The organism is Pseudomonas sp. GW531-T4 (assembly GCF_017349615.1).
Taxonomy (GTDB): Bacteria; Pseudomonadota; Gammaproteobacteria; order Pseudomonadales; family Pseudomonadaceae; genus Aquipseudomonas; species Aquipseudomonas chlororaphis_I.
In genome coordinates this window covers 118,049-135,302 of record NZ_JACMZT010000014.1, presented here as the reverse complement: position 1 = coordinate 135,302, position 17,254 = coordinate 118,049, and the positions used below count along the sequence as shown (strand labels likewise).

At 64.8% G+C, this 17,254-nt stretch carries 15 protein-coding genes; 11 read left to right on the top strand and 4 right to left on the bottom strand.

All coding sequences use genetic code 11. From position 1 onward, the window contains the following. The first annotated feature begins 332 nt into the window (after window positions 1-332). The 3 genes from hydA to preA all read left to right on the top strand — a co-directional run bounded on the left by hydA (window position 333) and on the right by preA (window position 4,703). The gene (gene hydA, locus J4D28_RS14005; RefSeq protein ID WP_103331048.1) at window positions 333-1,772 is read left to right on the top strand and encodes a dihydropyrimidinase; all 1,440 of its coding nucleotides are present in this window, start codon (window positions 333-335) and stop codon (window positions 1,770-1,772) included. 288 nt (window positions 1,773-2,060) lie between these two features. Further along, window positions 2,061-3,428, top strand: a complete 1,368-nt coding sequence (locus J4D28_RS14000; RefSeq protein WP_103331049.1) for an NAD(P)-dependent oxidoreductase — start codon at window positions 2,061-2,063, stop codon at window positions 3,426-3,428. Then, window positions 3,429-4,703: an NAD-dependent dihydropyrimidine dehydrogenase subunit PreA gene (preA, locus tag J4D28_RS13995; RefSeq protein WP_103331050.1), complete on the top strand. Its 1,275-nt coding sequence runs from the start codon at window positions 3,429-3,431 to the stop codon at window positions 4,701-4,703. A 291-nt stretch (window positions 4,704-4,994) separates the two neighbouring features. On the opposite strand, the gene J4D28_RS13990 is transcribed toward preA, so the two are convergent. Then, window positions 4,995-5,615, bottom strand: a complete 621-nt coding sequence (locus tag J4D28_RS13990; RefSeq protein WP_007922198.1) for a TetR/AcrR family transcriptional regulator — start codon at window positions 5,613-5,615, stop codon at window positions 4,995-4,997. Window positions 5,616-5,854: 239 nt separating this feature from the next. Between J4D28_RS13990 and J4D28_RS13985 the strand changes: the two genes are divergently transcribed. From J4D28_RS13985 to copD, 3 genes are all read left to right on the top strand, one after another. Further along, window positions 5,855-6,295: an acetyltransferase gene (locus J4D28_RS13985; RefSeq protein WP_016702787.1), complete on the top strand. Its 441-nt coding sequence runs from the start codon at window positions 5,855-5,857 to the stop codon at window positions 6,293-6,295. Window positions 6,296-6,388: 93 nt separating this feature from the next. Next, on the top strand, window positions 6,389-6,751 hold the full coding sequence (copC, locus tag J4D28_RS13980) for a copper homeostasis periplasmic binding protein CopC (protein WP_016702788.1): 363 nt from the start codon (window positions 6,389-6,391) through the stop codon (window positions 6,749-6,751). Between the two features lie 3 nt (window positions 6,752-6,754). Further along, window positions 6,755-7,618 (top strand): copper homeostasis membrane protein CopD, encoded by an 864-nt coding sequence (gene copD, locus J4D28_RS13975; protein WP_041986738.1) that lies wholly within the window; start codon window positions 6,755-6,757, stop codon window positions 7,616-7,618. Window positions 7,619-7,738: 120 nt separating this feature from the next. On the opposite strand, the gene J4D28_RS13970 is transcribed toward copD, so the two are convergent. Then, entirely contained in the window at window positions 7,739-8,884 is a 1,146-nt protein-coding gene (locus tag J4D28_RS13970) for an HlyD family secretion protein (RefSeq protein ID WP_038631652.1), read from the bottom strand. Further along, entirely contained in the window at window positions 8,881-10,554 is a 1,674-nt protein-coding gene (locus J4D28_RS13965; RefSeq protein ID WP_028682769.1) for an MFS transporter, read from the bottom strand. The genes J4D28_RS13970 and J4D28_RS13965 overlap by 4 nt, the downstream gene beginning before the upstream one ends. Window positions 10,555-10,854: 300 nt before the next feature. Between J4D28_RS13965 and dapF the strand changes: the two genes are divergently transcribed. Further along, entirely contained in the window at window positions 10,855-11,649 is a 795-nt protein-coding gene (gene dapF / locus J4D28_RS13960; protein ID WP_041986743.1) for a diaminopimelate epimerase, read from the top strand. Window positions 11,650-11,871: 222 nt separating this feature from the next. Then, complete coding sequence (locus tag J4D28_RS13955; protein ID WP_041986747.1) at window positions 11,872-12,813, top strand: polysaccharide deacetylase family protein; 942 nt, start codon at window positions 11,872-11,874, stop codon at window positions 12,811-12,813. Window positions 12,814-12,971: 158 nt separating this feature from the next. On the opposite strand, the gene bkdR is transcribed toward J4D28_RS13955, so the two are convergent. Continuing rightward, window positions 12,972-13,460, bottom strand: coding sequence for a Bkd operon transcriptional regulator BkdR (bkdR, locus tag J4D28_RS13950; protein WP_101282209.1), 489 nt, complete (start codon window positions 13,458-13,460; stop codon window positions 12,972-12,974). A gap of 197 nt (window positions 13,461-13,657) precedes the next feature. Between bkdR and J4D28_RS13945 the strand changes: the two genes are divergently transcribed. The 3 genes from J4D28_RS13945 to J4D28_RS13935 are packed head-to-tail and all read left to right on the top strand — an operon-like array spanning window position 13,658 to window position 17,243. Next, the gene (locus J4D28_RS13945; RefSeq protein WP_009048409.1) at window positions 13,658-14,893 is read left to right on the top strand and encodes a 3-methyl-2-oxobutanoate dehydrogenase (2-methylpropanoyl-transferring) subunit alpha; all 1,236 of its coding nucleotides are present in this window, start codon (window positions 13,658-13,660) and stop codon (window positions 14,891-14,893) included. A gap of 1 nt (window position 14,894) precedes the next feature. Then, the gene (locus tag J4D28_RS13940) at window positions 14,895-15,953 is read left to right on the top strand and encodes an alpha-ketoacid dehydrogenase subunit beta (protein ID WP_009048408.1); all 1,059 of its coding nucleotides are present in this window, start codon (window positions 14,895-14,897) and stop codon (window positions 15,951-15,953) included. After that, the gene (locus tag J4D28_RS13935; RefSeq protein ID WP_009048407.1) at window positions 15,954-17,243 is read left to right on the top strand and encodes a dihydrolipoamide acetyltransferase family protein; all 1,290 of its coding nucleotides are present in this window, start codon (window positions 15,954-15,956) and stop codon (window positions 17,241-17,243) included. It begins immediately after the preceding gene. Window positions 17,244-17,254: the final 11 nt, after the last annotated feature.

Here is a 17,254-nt window from a genome sequence, read left to right as displayed (position 1 = left end):
TCTGGTGCACGCAAACTTTTTTCAAACTTTCGTATGGCCACAGGCCTCCTTCAAGCGGCTGATTTCACATAGGAAATCTTGCTCATATTTCGATCCTGTCAAGTGCGTCAAAATGGTGAAAGGCTGCACCATTTTGCGGATTTACGAATTAAAACCTTATATTTCAATCACTTAATATCTATATATGCTTATAAAAAATAATCTTGCCGATTGATCGAACACCAGCTAGTTTTTATTCCTGACACCGCTGACAGGAATAAAAATTCCGCAGCCTGCTTATTACAAGAACACTAGAACCGGCATAAGCCGGTCATGCCTGCGAGGAACTCGGAATGTCTCTGTTGATCCGTGGCGCCACCGTTATTACCCATGATGAAAGTTATAAAGCCGATGTGTTGTGCGCCGACGGCGTGATCAAGGCCATCGGCCAGAATCTGGACAGTCCTGCAGGCTGCGAAGTGCTCGATGGCAGTGGCCAATACCTGATGCCCGGCGGCATCGATCCTCACACCCATATGCAATTGCCCTTCATGGGCACCGTGGCCAGCGAAGACTTCTTCAGCGGCACCGCGGCGGGCCTGGCGGGCGGCACCACCTCGATCATCGACTTCGTGATTCCCAACCCGCAGCAGTCCCTGCTGGAGGCCTTTCACCAGTGGCGCGGCTGGGCCGAGAAGTCGGCATCGGACTACGGCTTCCACGTCGCCATCACCTGGTGGAGCGAGCAGGTGCGCGAGGAAATGGCCGAGCTGGTGAGCCGGCACGGGGTCAACAGCTTCAAGCATTTCATGGCCTACAAGAACGCGATCATGGCCGCCGACGACACCCTGGTGGCAAGCTTCGAGCGCTGCCTGGAACTCGGCGCCGTGCCAACGGTGCACGCGGAGAACGGCGAACTGGTCTACCACCTGCAACGCAAGTTGCTGGCCCAGGGCATCACCGGGCCGGAAGCCCACCCGCTGTCGCGCCCTTCCCAGGTCGAAGGCGAAGCCGCCAGCCGCGCGATCCGCATTGCCGAAACCCTCGGCACGCCGCTGTACCTGGTGCACGTCTCGACCAAAGAGGCGCTGGACGAAATCACCTACGCCCGCGGCAAGGGCCAGCCGGTGTACGGCGAAGTGCTGGCCGGGCACCTGTTGCTGGACGACAGCGTGTACCGCCACCCGGACTGGCAGACCGCCGCCGGCTACGTGATGAGCCCGCCCTTCCGCCCTCGCGGGCATCAGGACGCGCTGTGGCACGGCCTGCAATCGGGCAACCTGCACACCACCGCCACCGACCACTGCTGCTTCTGCGCCGAGCAGAAAGCCGCCGGCCGCGACGATTTCAGCAAGATCCCCAACGGCACCGCCGGCATCGAAGACCGCATGGCCGTGCTCTGGGACGAAGGGGTGAACAGCGGGCGCCTGTCGATGCAGGACTTCGTCGCGTTGACCTCCACCAATGCGGCGAAGATTTTCAACCTCTACCCACGCAAGGGCGCGATCCGCGTCGGCGCCGATGCCGACCTGGTGCTCTGGGACCCGCAAGGCAGCCGCACCATCTCCGCCGCGACCCACCACCAGCAGGTGGACTTCAACATCTTCGAAGGCAAGACCGTGCGCGGCGTGCCCAGCCACACCATCAGCCAGGGCAAGCTGGTCTGGGCCGACGGCGACCTGCGCGCCGAGCGCGGCGCAGGCCGGTATGTCGAGCGCCCGGCCTATCCGGCGGTGTTCGACCTGCTGAGCAAACGCGCCGAGGCGCACAGGCCGACGGCCGTCAAACGCTGAGCCCGGCGACCTGTGATCTCCGCGATCCCTGTAGCCGCTGTCGAGCACTAGCGAGGCTGCGACCGGCAACGCAGTTGCCGCAAAACCTGCGCTTGCGGTGTACCAGGTAGAACGCGGTAGGCAGTTTTACGGCCGCTTCGTCGGAATGCCGCCCAACCCGATCGCAGCCTCGCTGCGCTCGGCAGCGGCTACAGGACGCGTTGCAGCGAGTCCAGCGGGGTGTCCGTCCCGTTGGTGAAGAACAATGCCCGTCAGAGGCAATCGACAAAAAACCGTGAGGCCAGAACCGTGATCAAGACCCTGAACCACTTGCCCCATCCCCAGGAGGATGCGGCCACCCTCGCCGGCCATTTCAGCGACCTGGCGCCGCCGCTCAACGACCGCCAGGCGCACCTGGAAGCCTCGCGCTGCCTGTATTGCTACGACGCGCCGTGCGTCAACGCCTGCCCCAGCGAGATCGACATTCCCTCGTTCATCCGCCATATCCACACCGATAACGTGCAGGGTGCGGCGCAGAAGATTCTCTCGGCCAATATCCTCGGCGGCAGCTGCGCCCGGGTGTGCCCGACGGAGATCCTGTGCCAGCAGGCCTGCGTGCGCAACAACGCCCAGGAATGCGCGCCGGTGCTGATCGGCCTGTTGCAGCGCTACGCGGTGGACAACGCGCACTTCAGCCAGCACCCGTTCCAGCGCGCCGCCGCCAGCGGCAAGCGCATCGCCGTGGTCGGCGCCGGGCCGGCGGGGCTATCGTGCGCCCACCGCTGCGCCATGCACGGCCATGAGGTGGTGATTTTCGAAGCCCGGGAAAAGGCCGGCGGCCTCAATGAATACGGGATCGCCAAGTACAAGCTGGTGGACGACTTCGCGCAGAAGGAGCTGGATTTCCTGTTGCAGATCGGCGGCATCGAGATCCGCCACGGGCACAAACTCGGCGACAACCTGAGCCTCACCGAACTGCACCAGCAGTTCGACGCGGTGTTCCTCGGCCTGGGCCTGGCCGCCAGCAAACAGCTGGGCCTGCCCCATGAGGACGCCCCCGGCCTGCTGGCCGCCACCGACTACATCCGTGAATTGCGCCAGGCCGACGACCTCACCCGACTGCCCCTGGCCGACCACTGCATCGTCCTCGGCGCCGGCAACACAGCGATCGACATGGCGGTGCAGATGGCCCGCCTCGGCGCCCGCGATGTCAACCTGGTGTACCGCCGCGGCGTCGAGGACATGGGCGCCACTCAACACGAACAGGACATCGCCAAGGCCAATCAGGTGCGCCTGCTGACCTGGGCCGCGCCCGAGGAAGTCCTGCTCGACGCCCAGGGCCGGGTACGCGGCATGCGCTTCGCCCGCACCCGCCTGGTGGAGGGCCGGCTGCAGACCACCGGGGAAACCTTCGAGCTGGCCGCCGACGCGATCTTCAAGGCCATCGGCCAGGCGTTCGATGGCGCCGCGCTGGGCGACCCGCTGGCCCGCGAGCTCAAGCGCGCCGGCGAGCGCATCGAGGTCGACGAACAACTGCGCACCAGTATCCCCGGGGTGTATGCCGGCGGCGACTGCGTCAGCCTCGGCCAGGACCTCACCGTCCAGGCGGTGCAACACGGCAAGCGGGCCGCCGAAGCCATGCATGCCCAACTCATGCTCAACATGGAGGCTGCGTAAATGGCCGATCTCTCGATTGTGTTCGCCGGTATCAAGGCCCCCAACCCGTTCTGGCTGGCCTCCGCGCCGCCCACCGACAAGGCCTACAACGTGGTCCGCGCCTTCGAGGCCGGCTGGGGCGGCGTGGTCTGGAAAACCCTGGGCGAGGACCCGGCGGCGGTCAACGTGTCGTCACGCTACTCGGCGCACTTCGGCGCCAACCGCGAAGTGCTGGGCATCAACAATATCGAACTGATCACCGACCGCTCCCTGGAGATCAACCTCAGGGAAATCACCCAGGTCAAAAAGGACTGGCCGGACCGCGCGCTGATCGTGTCGCTGATGGTGCCCTGCGTCGAGGAGTCGTGGAAAAACATCCTGCCCTTGGTGGAAGCCACCGGCGCCGACGGCATCGAGCTGAACTTCGGCTGCCCCCACGGCATGCCGGAGCGCGGCATGGGCGCGGCGGTCGGCCAGGTACCGGAGTACGTTGAGCAGGTCACCCGCTGGTGCAAGACTTATTGCTCGCTGCCGGTGATCGTCAAGCTGACGCCGAACATCACCGATATCCGCATGGCCGCCCGCGCGGCCCATCGCGGCGGCGCCGACGCAGTGTCGCTGATCAACACCATCAACTCGATCACCAGCGTCGACCTGGAGCGCATGGTGGCCAATCCGATGGTCGGCAGCCAGAGCACCCACGGCGGCTACTGCGGCTCGGCGGTCAAGCCGATCGCGCTGAACATGGTCGCCGAAATCGCCCGCGACCCGCAGACCCAGGGCCTGCCGATCTGCGGTATCGGCGGCATCGGCAGTTGGCGCGACGCGGCGGAATTCGTCGCCCTGGGCTGCGGCGCGGTGCAGGTGTGCACGGCGGCGATGCTGCATGGTTTTCGGATTGTCGAGGAGATGAAGGACGGCCTGTCGCGGTGGATGGACAGCCAGGGCTACAGCAGCCTGCAGCAGTTTTCCGGCAAGGCCGTGGGCAACACCACCGACTGGAAGTACCTGGATATCAACTATCAGGTGATCGCCAAGATCGACCAGGACGCCTGCATCGGCTGCGGCCGCTGCCATATCGCCTGCGAAGACACCTCGCACCAGGCCATCGCCAGCCTCAGGCAGGCCGACGGTACGCATAAGTACGAGGTGATCGACGCCGAATGCGTGGGCTGCAACCTGTGCCAGATCACCTGCCCGGTGCAGGACTGCATCGAGATGGTGCCCCAGGACACCGGCAAGCCATTCCTCGACTGGCAGCATGATCCGCGCAATCCGTATCGCGAGGCGGTTTGAGGTTCGCCGGGTCAATATCATTGGCTGGACTGACGTCATCGCGAGCAAGCTCGCTCCTACAAGGTATGCATTGTCCTGTAGGAGCGAGCTTGCTCGCGATGGACGTAAAGGTTGACGCCTGCCCCTTGTAGCCGCTGCCGAGCCCCGCGAGGCTGCGATCGAGGACGCAGTCCTCGCCAAACCTGCCAACGCAGTCTGTCAGCAAGAACGCGCCGCCTGGTTTGGCGACCGCTGTGCGGTCGATCGCAGCCTCGCCGGGGCTCGGCAGCGGCTACAGGGTTCGCGGAGGCTTCAGGGCTCCAACCCAATCCCCCGCAGAATCACACTGGTCACCGTCTGCACCGCTTTTTCGAACTGCATGTCCGACAGCGGCTGGTGCTCGTTGATGATCATGATCTGGTGGTCGAAGTCGGCGTAGTGCTGGGTCGAGGCCCAGATCATGTACAGCAGGCTCGACGGCTCCACCGGCAGGATGCGTTGGTCTTCGACCCACTGACGAATCTTCGCTTCCTTCATCTTCGCCCAGTCGTACAGGCTGGCGTCCAGGGCCTCGCCCAGGGTCGGCGCGCCGTGGATGATTTCGTTGGCCCAGACTTTCGAGCCATAGGGCCGGCTGCGGGAATGGTTCATCTTGGCGCGGATGTAGCTGCTGAGCACCACCCGAGGGTCGTCGAACATCTCGAAGCACAGGGCGTCCTGCTTCCACAGTTCCAGCAGCTCCAGCAGCACCGCGCTGTACAGCTCGCTCTTGGTGCTGAAGTAGTAATGCAGGTTGGAGCGCGGCAATTGCACTTCGGCGGCGATATCGGCCATGGCGGTGCCGCTGAAGCCTTTTTCGGCGAATACCTTTTCCGCCGCCAGGAGGATCTTCTCGACGTTGCTGCGACGGATCTCGATCTTGTGATTGCCCATATGGGCTCCCTGAAAACAGTCTGCTGCAAGACTACCATTGGCCTTCGTACAAAAACGAAACTTCCTGAACCTGGCTTTTCCCGGCAAAAACGATTGGTTAGGATCCTTCCCGCCTTCTTCCCAGGCACCTGAAGTGTTCCGTCCAGGCGTTGATTCGCGACACGGACATGCAGGCAGGACTTTCGCCGCCGAACCCTGAGGGTTTCGGCCATCCTGCAACGCCGCCATGGATCATGCTCATGCACATTCGAAAACGCTGGCCCGCGGACGACCCGCAGCTCGCCGCCCTGTGGGAACGCTCGGTACGGGCCACCCACGACTTCATTAGCGAAGACGATATCCAACTGCTCTACCCCCTGGTGCGCGACACCTACCTGCCGGCCCTCGAGGTCTGGCTGCTGGAGGACGACGACGGCACCCCGGCCGGTTTTATCGCCAGCGCCGGTGAAAAAGTGGAAATGCTGTTTATCGAACCGGCCCGCCGTGGCCAGGGCGTCGGTCGACAACTGCTGGACCACGTGCGCAGCCGCCATCCGCGACTCACTGTCGACGTCAACGAACAGAACCCCCAGGCCCACGGTTTTTATCGGCACTACGGTTTCGAAGACATCGGCCGCTCGGAAACCGACGGCCAGGGCCGGCCGTTCCCGATCATCCATATGCGCCTGAAAACCCCTTGAACGCCGCGCCGATGTTTCATCCAGGGCCCCTGCCACGGTCCTTATACTCATAGGCCCAGCGACGACCCGACACTCATTGAACAGGTATTTCCCATGCTGAAAAAACTGCTGACCGCCAGCGCCCTGCTGGCCTCTCTCGTTGCCGCTTCCTCGGCCTTCGCCCACGCCCACCTGCAAAGCCAGGTCCCGGCCGCCGACAGCACGGTGAGCGCGCCGGGCGAACTGCGCCTGGTGTTCTCCGAAGGCGTCGAGGCGGCCTTCACCCAAGTCAGCCTGAGCAAGGATGGCGCGGCGGTCGCCGTCAAGGCCCTGGCCACCGAAGGCGCGGACAAGAAGACCCTGATCGTGACTCCGGCGGCGCCGCTGGCGGCGGGCGCCTACAAGGTCGAGTGGCACGCGGTGTCGGTCGATACCCACACGAGCGAAGGCAGCTACAGCTTCAAGGTCGGCCAGTAACCGATGTCGACCCTGTTGGTGCTCTGCCGCTTCGTGCATTTCGCGGCAGTCCTTTTACTGTTCGGGGCCTGGGTGTTCAGGCCCCTGCTGTTGGGGCGCGAGCCCTTCGCCGCACTGGATCGCAACCTGACCCGACTCGGCTGCTGGCTGGCCGGGATCGCCCTGGCCACGGGCGTCTGCTGGTTGCTGCTGATCACCGCCAGCATGGCCGGCAGCGGCGCCGCGGCCCTGGACCCGGCCACCCTGCGATTGGTGCTGGGCAAGACCTTTTTTGGCCAGGTGTGGAGCTGGCATCTGCTGCTCAATGGCGCGCTGGTGGTTGTGCTGCTGACTCGCCTGGGTGAGCGGCTGGCGCTACGGTTGATCCTCGCCGCCCTGCTGCTGGCCACCCTCGCCCCGGTGGGCCACGGCGCCATGCTCGACGGCCTCGGCGGCCAGTTGCTGATCCTCAACCAGATCGTCCACCTGGGCTGCGTCAGCCTGTGGCTCGGCGGTTTGCTGGTGCTGCTGATGACTCTGCGGCAGCCCGGCGAGCAGCCTCTGGAGCGGGTCCTACTGCGTTTCAGCGGCGTGGGTTACGGGCTCGTAGGTGGGTTGCTGGTCACCGGCCTGATCAATGTACGAGTGCTGACCGGCCAGCTGTGGCCGACACCCTTGCTGTCCGGCTTTGCCCTGATCCTGCTGATCAAGGTGCTGCTGGTGTGCGGCATGTTCGCCCTGGCCCTGTTCAACCGCCTGCGGATCGAGGACTGCCAGCAGCGCCTGGGCACCCTGCGTCGTAGCGTGCTGCTGGAATGGCTGCTGGGGATCGCCGCGGTGGCCGCCGTGTCCCTGCTCGGCACCCTGCCGCCCCTGAGCGCCGCCTGAGCGCATCTGTAGGAGCGAGGCTTGCCCGCGATGAGGCCCGCCCGGCCAATACAGATCCGAAGCTGGTGTCAGATTCAAGATCCTATCGCGGGCAAGCCTCGCTCCTACAAGGGGAGCACATCACTCGATGTGGGCATCACCCTCGGCCGCCGTATCGATACTCACCACCACCGACATCCCCGGGCGCAGGCGTTCGCTTTCCGCCTGGTCGGGGTCGACGGTGATGCGTACCGGTATCCGCTGGGCGATCTTGACGAAGTTGCCGGTGGCGTTGTCGGCCTGCAACAAGGCGAACTCCGAGCCGGTGGCCGGCGAGATGCGCTGCACATGGCCGTGGAATTTGCGGTGGTTGAGCGCATCGACGGTGAAGCTTGCGGGCTGGCCGACGCGGATGTTGTCCATCTGGGTTTCCTTCATGTTGGCGATCACCCAGAGCTGGTTCGGCACCAGCGACATCAGTTGCGCCCCGGAATTGACGTAGGCCCCCAGGCGCACGCCGATCTGCCCCAGCTGGCCATCACGCGGCGCGGTGACCCGGGTGTTGGACAGGTCGATCCGCGCCAGCTGCACCGCCGCCTCGGCGTTGGCCACCGCGGCCTCCAGCGAGCCGCGATTGACGATCACCGTCTGCAGGTCCTGGCGGGCGATGTCCAGCTGCGCCTGGGCCTGGGCCACCGCGGCGAGGGTCTGGGCGTTGGCGGCGCGGGTCACGTCCAGGTCACGCTGGGACACCGAACCGTCGGCGATCAGTTCCTGGTTGCGCCGCAGGTCGGCTGCGCTCTTGCGCGCCTGGGCCTGGCTGTCGGCCAGCGCCGCCTGGCGCAGCTTGATGGTGGCTTCGGCGCTGTTGCGCTGCTGCACCACATTGGCCAGGGCCGCCTTCTGCGACGCCAGCTGGGCCAGGGACTGCTCCAGGCGCTGCTTGTAGATGCGGTCGTCGAGGCGCACCAGCAGGTCGCCGGCCTTGACGAACTGGAAGTCCTGCACCGGCACCTCGAACACATAACCGCTGAGCTGCGGCCCGATGATCGTCACCTGGCCCCGCACCAGGGCGTTCTCGGTGCTTTCGACGGCACTGCTGAACGGCGGCAGCTGCCAGGCATAGAGCACGACCAGCACGCCGCTGATGGCGATCGCGGCGAACCCCAGGGACGAGATGATCCGCACCCGCAGCGAACGCGGCTCGGTGATCGGCATCGAGGGCGGCGCACTGCCTTCCGGCGTCGAGGCAATGGCGTTGGTGGTGGTGATGGTCGGTTCGGTCATGAAGAAATGGCACCGCTGGGTTGGACGGGAGTCGGGGCTGGGGTCGAAGCTGCGGGCGTGACCGCCTTGGTCGTGCTCATCAGCCACAGGCTGCGAATGAAGATCCAGATCATGGTCAGCACGGCGATCACCGCGATCAGCATGAACACATCGTTGTAGGCCAGCACGTTGGCTTCGCGGGTGGCGGCGCTGGCCAGGCTGCGGATGCCTTGCAGCTCGCGGGCCTGCGGGTCGGCGATCACCCTGCCGACCGCCGCCCCGCCGCTCTGCACCCGGCCCAGCACCCGCGGGTCCATCATCACCAGTTGCTCGACGATATGGCTGGAATGGTATTTCTCGCGGACGATCTGGAAGGTCCCCAGCAGCGCCGAGCCGATCAGCCCGCCGAGGTTCTGGCAGATGCCGAACAGCACCGAGAAGCTCACCAGGTTGCGCGGGTTGGTCAGCACGTTGCGCGTGCCCAGGACCATGGTCGGGCCGAGAAAGAAGGTCCCGCCGAAGGCCAGCAGGAACTGGCTGACATACATGTTGGCCGGGCGCGTGAGGTTATTCGAGAAGCTGTCCATCACCGAGCCGACGGCCATCAGCGCCAGGGAGATGACCAGCGGCATGAACAGGTGCGCCGGGTTGATGGTCAGGGCGCTGGTGGCCAGGCCCGCGATGCTGCCCAGCAGCATCACCCCATACAGCAGGCGCATCTGCTGGCTGCTCATGTTCAGCGCCTGGAGAAAGCCCACGGCGCCGGTGGACTGCTCGGACAGCACCATGCGGATCAGGATCACCGCCAGGGCCAGGCGGATCGCCGCCCCGCTGCCCAGCCAGCGGGTCATCAGCATCGGGTTGCTGCGGTTATGTTCGATGGCCAGCCCGGCGAGGATCAGCACGATGGAGCCGGCGCTGGCGTAGCCGATCCACGGCGCTTCCAGCCACCAGTCGATGCGCCCCAGGGACAGCACCGCGCACAGCAGCGCGACGCCGCTGGCGAGGATGGCGAAGGTCAGGAAATCGAGTTTTTCGAAGGTGCGAAAACGGTCGCCGGGCGGCAGCTTGAGCAGGAACACGCAGCCCAGGGAGGCCAGCGCCAGCCCCAGCTCGAACAGGTACAGGCCGCGCCATTCGGCGATCTGCAGCAGGTCTTCGGAAAACAGCCGGGCCAGGGGCAAGGCCAGTTGCGAGGCACCCAGCCCCAGCACCAGGGCTTTCATCCGCCACTTGGCCGGGAACGCCTGGACCATGTAGTACAGGCCCAGGGAACTCAGGGCGGCGCCAACCATGCCGTGGGCCGCGCGCACGGCGATGGCCGAACTCAGGTCGTTGACGAACAGGTGGCCGAAGGTCACCAGCGCATAGAGCACCAGGAACACCTCGGTAAAGGCGCGCAGGCCGAACTGCTGGCGAAACTTCACCAGCAGCAGGTTCATCGACACGTTGGTCATCACGTAGGCCGCCGGCAGCCAGGCCATTTCCGCCGTGGTCGCGCCCAGCGCCCCTTGCAGGTAAGGCAGGTTGGCGACCACCAGGGAGTTGCCGAGGCCGCCGGTGATCGCCACCAGCAGACCGACCAGGGCATAGGCCAGGCGCTTGTGCGTGGGGTGCAGCGGCGTCGAGGGGGAACCGGGCAAGCTGGGCTTTTCGTGGGGCTGCCAGTTGCGCGGGGCGTAGCTATCCATTCATTGACCTTGCCATTCGCTGACCTTGTTCCATGTCCGCCCGAATGGCGGACGCTCCAGAGTTGTTCCGGGTTGCCCGGCAGTGTGCCGGAAAACCTCGGGATCCAGGCACACTGCCGGGCTCGATTGACGAACTTTATGCAAAGCTAATCACGGCGCAGAGGATTTTTTCAGCCCACTGCCGGCCGCCGGACGAAATACCCGTGGCGCTGACGCAAATCCGCCACAGGCCCTGCCTATCATTGCCGCTGCTCGCCCCCTAGAATCGGCCGTCACCTGTGCCTCCCGCGGAGCCCCGCAATGCCCCTGTCCTTTCAGAAGCTGCATGCCAATGGCGACGACTTCATGCTGGTCGATGCCCGTGGACGCGACAACCCGATCACCGGCGAGCTGGCCAGGACCCTGGGCGACCGCCATCGCGGCGTGGGTTTCAATCAGCTGGTGGTGCTCAGCCATTGCCCCGAGACAGCGGCGCAACTGACCTTCTGGAATGCCGATGGTTCCAGCCTGAGCACCTGCGGCAGCGCCACCCGCGGCGCGGCCGACCTGCTGATGCGCGAAAGCGGCGAAGACTCGGTACAGGTGAAGACCGTCCGCGGCATCCTGCATTGCCTGCGGCTGGACGATCAGTCGGTGTCGGTGGAGATGGGTGTGCCGCAATTCGCCTGGCAGGAGATCCCGCTGGCGATGGCCCTCGACAGCCTGGCCCTGCCCCTGCCCGGCGAGCCGGCGGCGTGCAGCATGGGCAACCCGCACTGCACGTTTTTTGTCGAGGACCTGCAGGCCATCGACGTGGCGACACTGGGCCCGCGGATCGAGGCGCATCCGCTGTTCCCGCAGAAGACCAATGTGCACTTCGTCCAGGTCATCGACCGCCAGACCATTCGCCTGCGCATCTGGGAGCGCAACGGCGCCATTCCCTTGGGTTCCGGCTCATGCTCCTGCGGCGCGGCGGTCAACGGCATACGCCGCGGCCTGCTGGACAGCCCGGTCCGGGTGTTGTGCGACGGCGGCCCGGTCACCGTCAGCTGGGACGGCCAGGGCAAGGTGCGGCTGGCCGGTGGGGTGGAGCGGGTGTTCAGCGGGGTGATCTGAGAGCGGTGGCGTTTGGTGGATCTGATCGCGAGCAAGCTCGCTCCTACAGGATTTGCGCAAACTCTGTAGGAGCGAGCTTGCTCGCGATGAGGCCAGCGGCAGCGACGCCCTCCCCGGACTCGATTGGTAAATTTTCTTTAAAGGTGATCTGGTTTCGAGGGGATTTTTCAAGCAGAAACCGGATGCCAGCCTATCGGCACTTTTTCCCCAAGGAGTGCCACCATGTCCCCCCACAAAAACTTGCGCTGGTTCAAGCGCCTGCTCGCCCTCAGCCTGCTGACGCCGGCCCTGGCGTTCGCCCAGGAGCGTCCCTGGCCGGACGGCTCGCAACTGGTGCTGTCGTTTTCCATGCAGTTCGAGACCGGCGGCCAGCCGGAGGGCGCCGAAAGCCCGTTTTCCGCAAGCCCCTTGCCCAAGGGTTACCCCGACCTGCCGGCCAACACCTGGTTCGACTACGGCCACAAGGAAGGCCTGTGGCGCCTGCTCGATCTGTGGGACCGCACCGGGATCAAGGTCACCTCGCATGTGGTCGGTGAAGCCGCGCTGAAACACCCGGAGCTGGTCAAGGCCATCGCCGAGCGCGGCCACGAGGTGGCGGCCCACGGCATGCGTTGGGCCGACTCTTACAACATGAGCTACGCCCAGGAAAAACAGTTCATCGGCGATGGCGTGGACGCGGTGCAGAAGCTCACCGGCCAGCGCTCGGTCGGCTACAACGCCAACTGGCTGCGGCGCAGCCCCAACACCCTGAAGGTGTTGCAGGACCTGAATTTCACCTACCACATCGATGACGTCAGCCGTGACGAACCTTTCGTCACCCTGGTGCGCGGCAAGAAATTCGCCGTGGTGCCCTACACCCTGCGCAATAACGACATCGTGCTGATCGAGGGCCGACACTTCTCCGCCGAACAGTTCTATCAGCAGTTGGTGCTGGAGTTCGATCGCCTGTACGCCGAAGGCGCGAGCCGGCGGCGGATGATGTCGGTGAGCCTGCACGATCGTATCGGCGGTACGCCGGCGATGGTCGAAGCGGTGGAGCGTTTTATCCGCTACGCCCAGTCCCACCCGAAGGTCAGCTTTATGCGCAAGGACCGGATCGCGCAGATCGTGCTGACGGAGAAGGACCCGCTGATCGATAACAGCGAGGCGGCGTATAACGATTGAGGCGTTATGTGTTGAACGAAAGTTCGGTGGGTCGATCCGAGAACAGCGGCGGCCTGCCGATTTTTATCGCGAGCAAGCTCGCTCCTACAGGGACTGCACGGGTCCTTGTAGGAGCGAGCTTGCTCGCGAGAGGCCGGGCCTGCAGTTCGCCCATCAAGTCAATTCCCCAGCGTCAACCCATTGGCCGGCAACGGCAGCGCGGTCTTGTAGCGCACCTGCTTGAGGGCGAAGCTGGAACGGATATTGGCCACGCCGGGCACCTTGGTCAGGAAGTCCATCATGAAGCGCTCCAGGGCCTGGATGGTCGGCACCAGCACGCGGATCAGGTAGTCCGGATCGCCGGCCATCAGGTAGCACTCCATGACTTCCGGGCGGTCGGCGATCGCCTCTTCGAAGTGCTGCAACGCCTCTTCCACCTGCTTCTCCAGGCTGACGTGAATGAACACGTTGACGTGCAGCCCCAGCAGGTCGGCATCCAGCAGGGTCACCTGCTCGCGGATCAACCCCAACTCCTCCATGGCGCGCACGCGGTTGAAGCACGGGGTGGGCGAAAGGTTCACCGAACGGGCGAGCTCGGCGTTGGTGATGCGGGCGTTCTCCTGGAGGCTGTTGAGAATGCCGATGTCGGTACGGTCCAGTTTGCGCATGAGACAAATCAACCTGTTTTTTATGTTTATGCAGATTTTTTATCTGCAAATCGTCTTTAGCGCAACGAAACAGAGATAAATATTCTCCTTGGCCCGGCCTATGATTGTTGTAGGACAAGATTTCTTTTACCCAAAGAATGACTGTCAGCTAAGCGCGCCCACTACAAGAAATTCACAAGATCGAGCGTAGACAAGCCATGACCCAAGCGTACGAACCGCTGCGCCTGCACGTGCCTGAACCCTCAGGCCGTCCCGGTTGCAAAACCGACTTCTCCTACCTGCGTCTGACCGACGCTGGCACGGTGCGCAAACCCCCAATCGATGTAGAACCCGCTGACACCGCCGACCTGGCCCGTGGCCTGATTCGCGTGCTCGACGACCAGGGCAATGCCCTGGGCGAATGGGCCGAAGAGGTGCCCAGCGAGGTCCTGCGCCAGGGCATGCGCGCCATGCTCAAGACGCGGATCTTCGACAACCGCATGGTGGTCGCCCAGCGCCAGAAGAAGATGTCGTTCTACATGCAGAGCCTCGGCGAGGAAGCCATCGGCAGCGCCCAGGCCCTGGCGTTGAACATCGACGACATGTGCTTCCCCACCTACCGCCAGCAAAGCATCCTGATGGCCCGCGACGTGCCGCTGGTGGACATGATCTGCCAGCTGTTGTCCAACGAGCGCGATCCGCTCAAGGGCCGCCAGCTGCCGATCATGTACTCGGTGAAAGAGGCCGGTTTCTTCACTATCTCCGGCAACCTGGCCACCCAGTTCGTGCAAGGCGTGGGCTGGGGCATGGCCTCGGCGATCAAGGGCGATACCAAGATCGCCTCGGCCTGGATCGGCGACGGCGCCACCGCCGAGTCGGACTTCCACACCGCCCTGACCTTCGCCCACGTGTACCGCGCGCCGGTGATCCTCAACGTGGTCAACAACCAGTGGGCAATCTCCACCTTCCAGGCCATCGCCGGCGGTGAAGCCACCACCTTCGCCGGACGCGGCGTCGGTTGCGGCATCGCCTCGCTGCGGGTGGACGGCAACGATTTCATCGCGGTCTACGCCGCGTCCCGCTGGGCCGCCGAACGCGCCCGGCGCAACCTCGGCCCGACCCTGATCGAATGGGTCACTTACCGCGCCGGCCCGCACTCCACCTCCGACGATCCGTCCAAGTACCGCCCGGCCGACGACTGGAGCCACTTCCCCCTCGGCGACCCGATTGCCCGCCTCAAGCAGCACCTGATCAAGATCGGCCAGTGGTCCGAAGAGGAACACGCCGCGGTCAGCGCCGAACTGGAAGCCGAAGTCATCGCCGCGCAGAAACAGGCCGAGCAGTACGGCACCCTCGCCGGCGGGCAGATCCCCAGCGCCGCGACCATGTTCGAGGACGTCTACAAGGAAATGCCCGAGCACCTCAAGCGCCAACGCCAGCAACTGGGAATCTGACATGAACGACCACAACAACAATATCCGGTTGGACACCGCCATGACCACGACCACCATGACCATGATCCAGGCCCTGCGCTCGGCCATGGATGTGATGCTAGAGCGTGACGACAACGTGGTGGTGTTCGGCCAGGACGTCGGTTATTTCGGCGGCGTGTTCCGTTGCACCGAAGGCCTGCAGGCCAAGTACGGCACCTCGCGGGTGTTCGACGCGCCGATCTCGGAAAGCGGCATCGTCGGCGTCGCCGTCGGCATGGGCGCCTACGGCCTGCGCCCGGTGGCGGAAATCCAGTTCGCCGACTACGTCTACCCGGCCACGGACCAGATCATTTCCGAAGCGGCGCGCCTGCGTTATCGCTCCGCCGGCCAGTTCACCGCGCCACTGACCATGCGCATGCCTTGCGGCGGCGGCATCTACGGCGGCCAGACCCACAGCCAGAGCATCGAGGCGGTGTTCACCCAGGTCTGCGGCCTGCGCACCGTGATGCCGTCCAACCCCTACGACGCCAAGGGCCTGCTGATCGCCTCCATCGAAAACGATGACCCGGTGATCTTCCTCGAGCCCAAGCGCCTGTACAACGGCCCGTTCGACGGCCACCACGACCGCCCGGTAACCCCCTGGTCGAAACACCCCTCGGCCCAGGTGCCGGACGGCTACTACAAGGTGCCGCTGGACGTCGCCGCCATCACCCGGCCGGGCAAGGACGTCACCGTGCTGACCTACGGCACCACGGTGTATGTCTCGCAAGTGGCCGCCGAGGAAACCGGGATCGACGCCGAGGTCATCGACCTGCGCAGCCTGTGGCCGCTGGACCTGGAGACCATCGTCAAGTCGGTGAAAAAGACCGGCCGCTGCGTGGTGGTCCACGAAGCCACCCGCACCTGCGGCTTCGGCGCCGAGCTGGTGTCGCTGGTGCAAGAACACTGCTTCCACCACCTGGAAGCGCCTATCGAGCGCGTGACCGGTTGGGACACCCCCTACCCGCACGCGCAGGAGTGGGCGTATTTCCCTGGCCCGTCCCGAGTGGGCGCGGCTTTGCAACGGGTCATGGAGGTCTGAATGGGCACGCACGTTATCAAGATGCCGGACATCGGCGAAGGCATCGCAGAAGTAGAACTGGCGCAGTGGCACGTCAAGGTCGGCGACCTGGTGGTCGAGGACCAGGTGCTGGCCGACGTCATGACTGACAAGGCCATGGTGGATATCCCCTCCCCGGTGCATGGCAAGGTCCTATCCCTGGGCGGCCAGCCCGGCGAAGTGATGGCGGTGGGCAGCATATTGATCAGCATCGAGGTCGAAGGCGCCGGCAACCTCAAGGCGTCCGATCAGTTGGTCAAGGAACCTGCCCCTATTAAAGAAGCAGCACCGGTGGTGGCGGCGACCAAGGTCGAAGCCGCGCCAGTGCTGGAAAGCAAACCCGCCGCCGCGTGCCGCCCCGCGCCACAGGCGCCGGTAGCCCGCGACGCCGACGAGCGCCCGCTGGCCTCCCCGGCCGTGCGCAAGCATGCGCTGGACCTGGGCATCCAGCTGCGCCTGGTGCAGGGCAGCGGCCCGGCCGGACGCATCCTCCACGAAGACCTGGACGCCTACCTGGCCCAGGGCACCCAGAGCGCACGCAGCGGCTCGGCGCCGTCCGGTTATGCCCAGCGTCATGACGAGGAGCAGATCCCGGTGATCGGCATGCGCCGCAAGATCGCCCAGCGCATGCAGGAAGCCACCCAACGCGCCGCCCACTTCAGTTATGTCGAGGAAATCGACGTCACCGCGGTGGAAGAACTGCGCGCGCACCTCAATGAAAAACACGGCGCCACTCGCGGCAAGCTGACCCTGCTGCCGTTCCTGGTTCGGGCCCTGGTCGTGGCCCTGCGCGATTTCCCGCAGATCAACGCGCGTTACGACGACGAAGCCCAGGTCATCACCCGCCACGGCGCGGTGCATGTCGGGGTGGCCACGCAAAGCGACGTCGGCCTGATGGTGCCGGTGGTGCGCCACGCCGAAGCCCGCAGCCTGTGGGACAGCGCCGCGGAAATCTCGCGCCTGGCTACAGCCGCGCGCAGCGGCAAGGCGGCCCGTGACGAACTGTCCGGCTCGACCATCACCCTGACCAGCCTCGGCGCCCTGGGCGGCATCGTCAGCACGCCGGTGCTGAACCTGCCGGAAGTGGCGATCGTCGGGGTGAACAAGATCGTCGAACGGCCGATGGTGATCAAAGGCCAGATCGTGGTCCGCAAGATGATGAACCTCTCCAGCTCCTTCGATCACCGGGTGGTCGACGGCATGGACGCGGCGCTCTTCATCCAGGCCATTCGCGGCCTGCTCGAACAACCCGCCAGTCTCTTTGTTGAATAGGCATTTCTGGA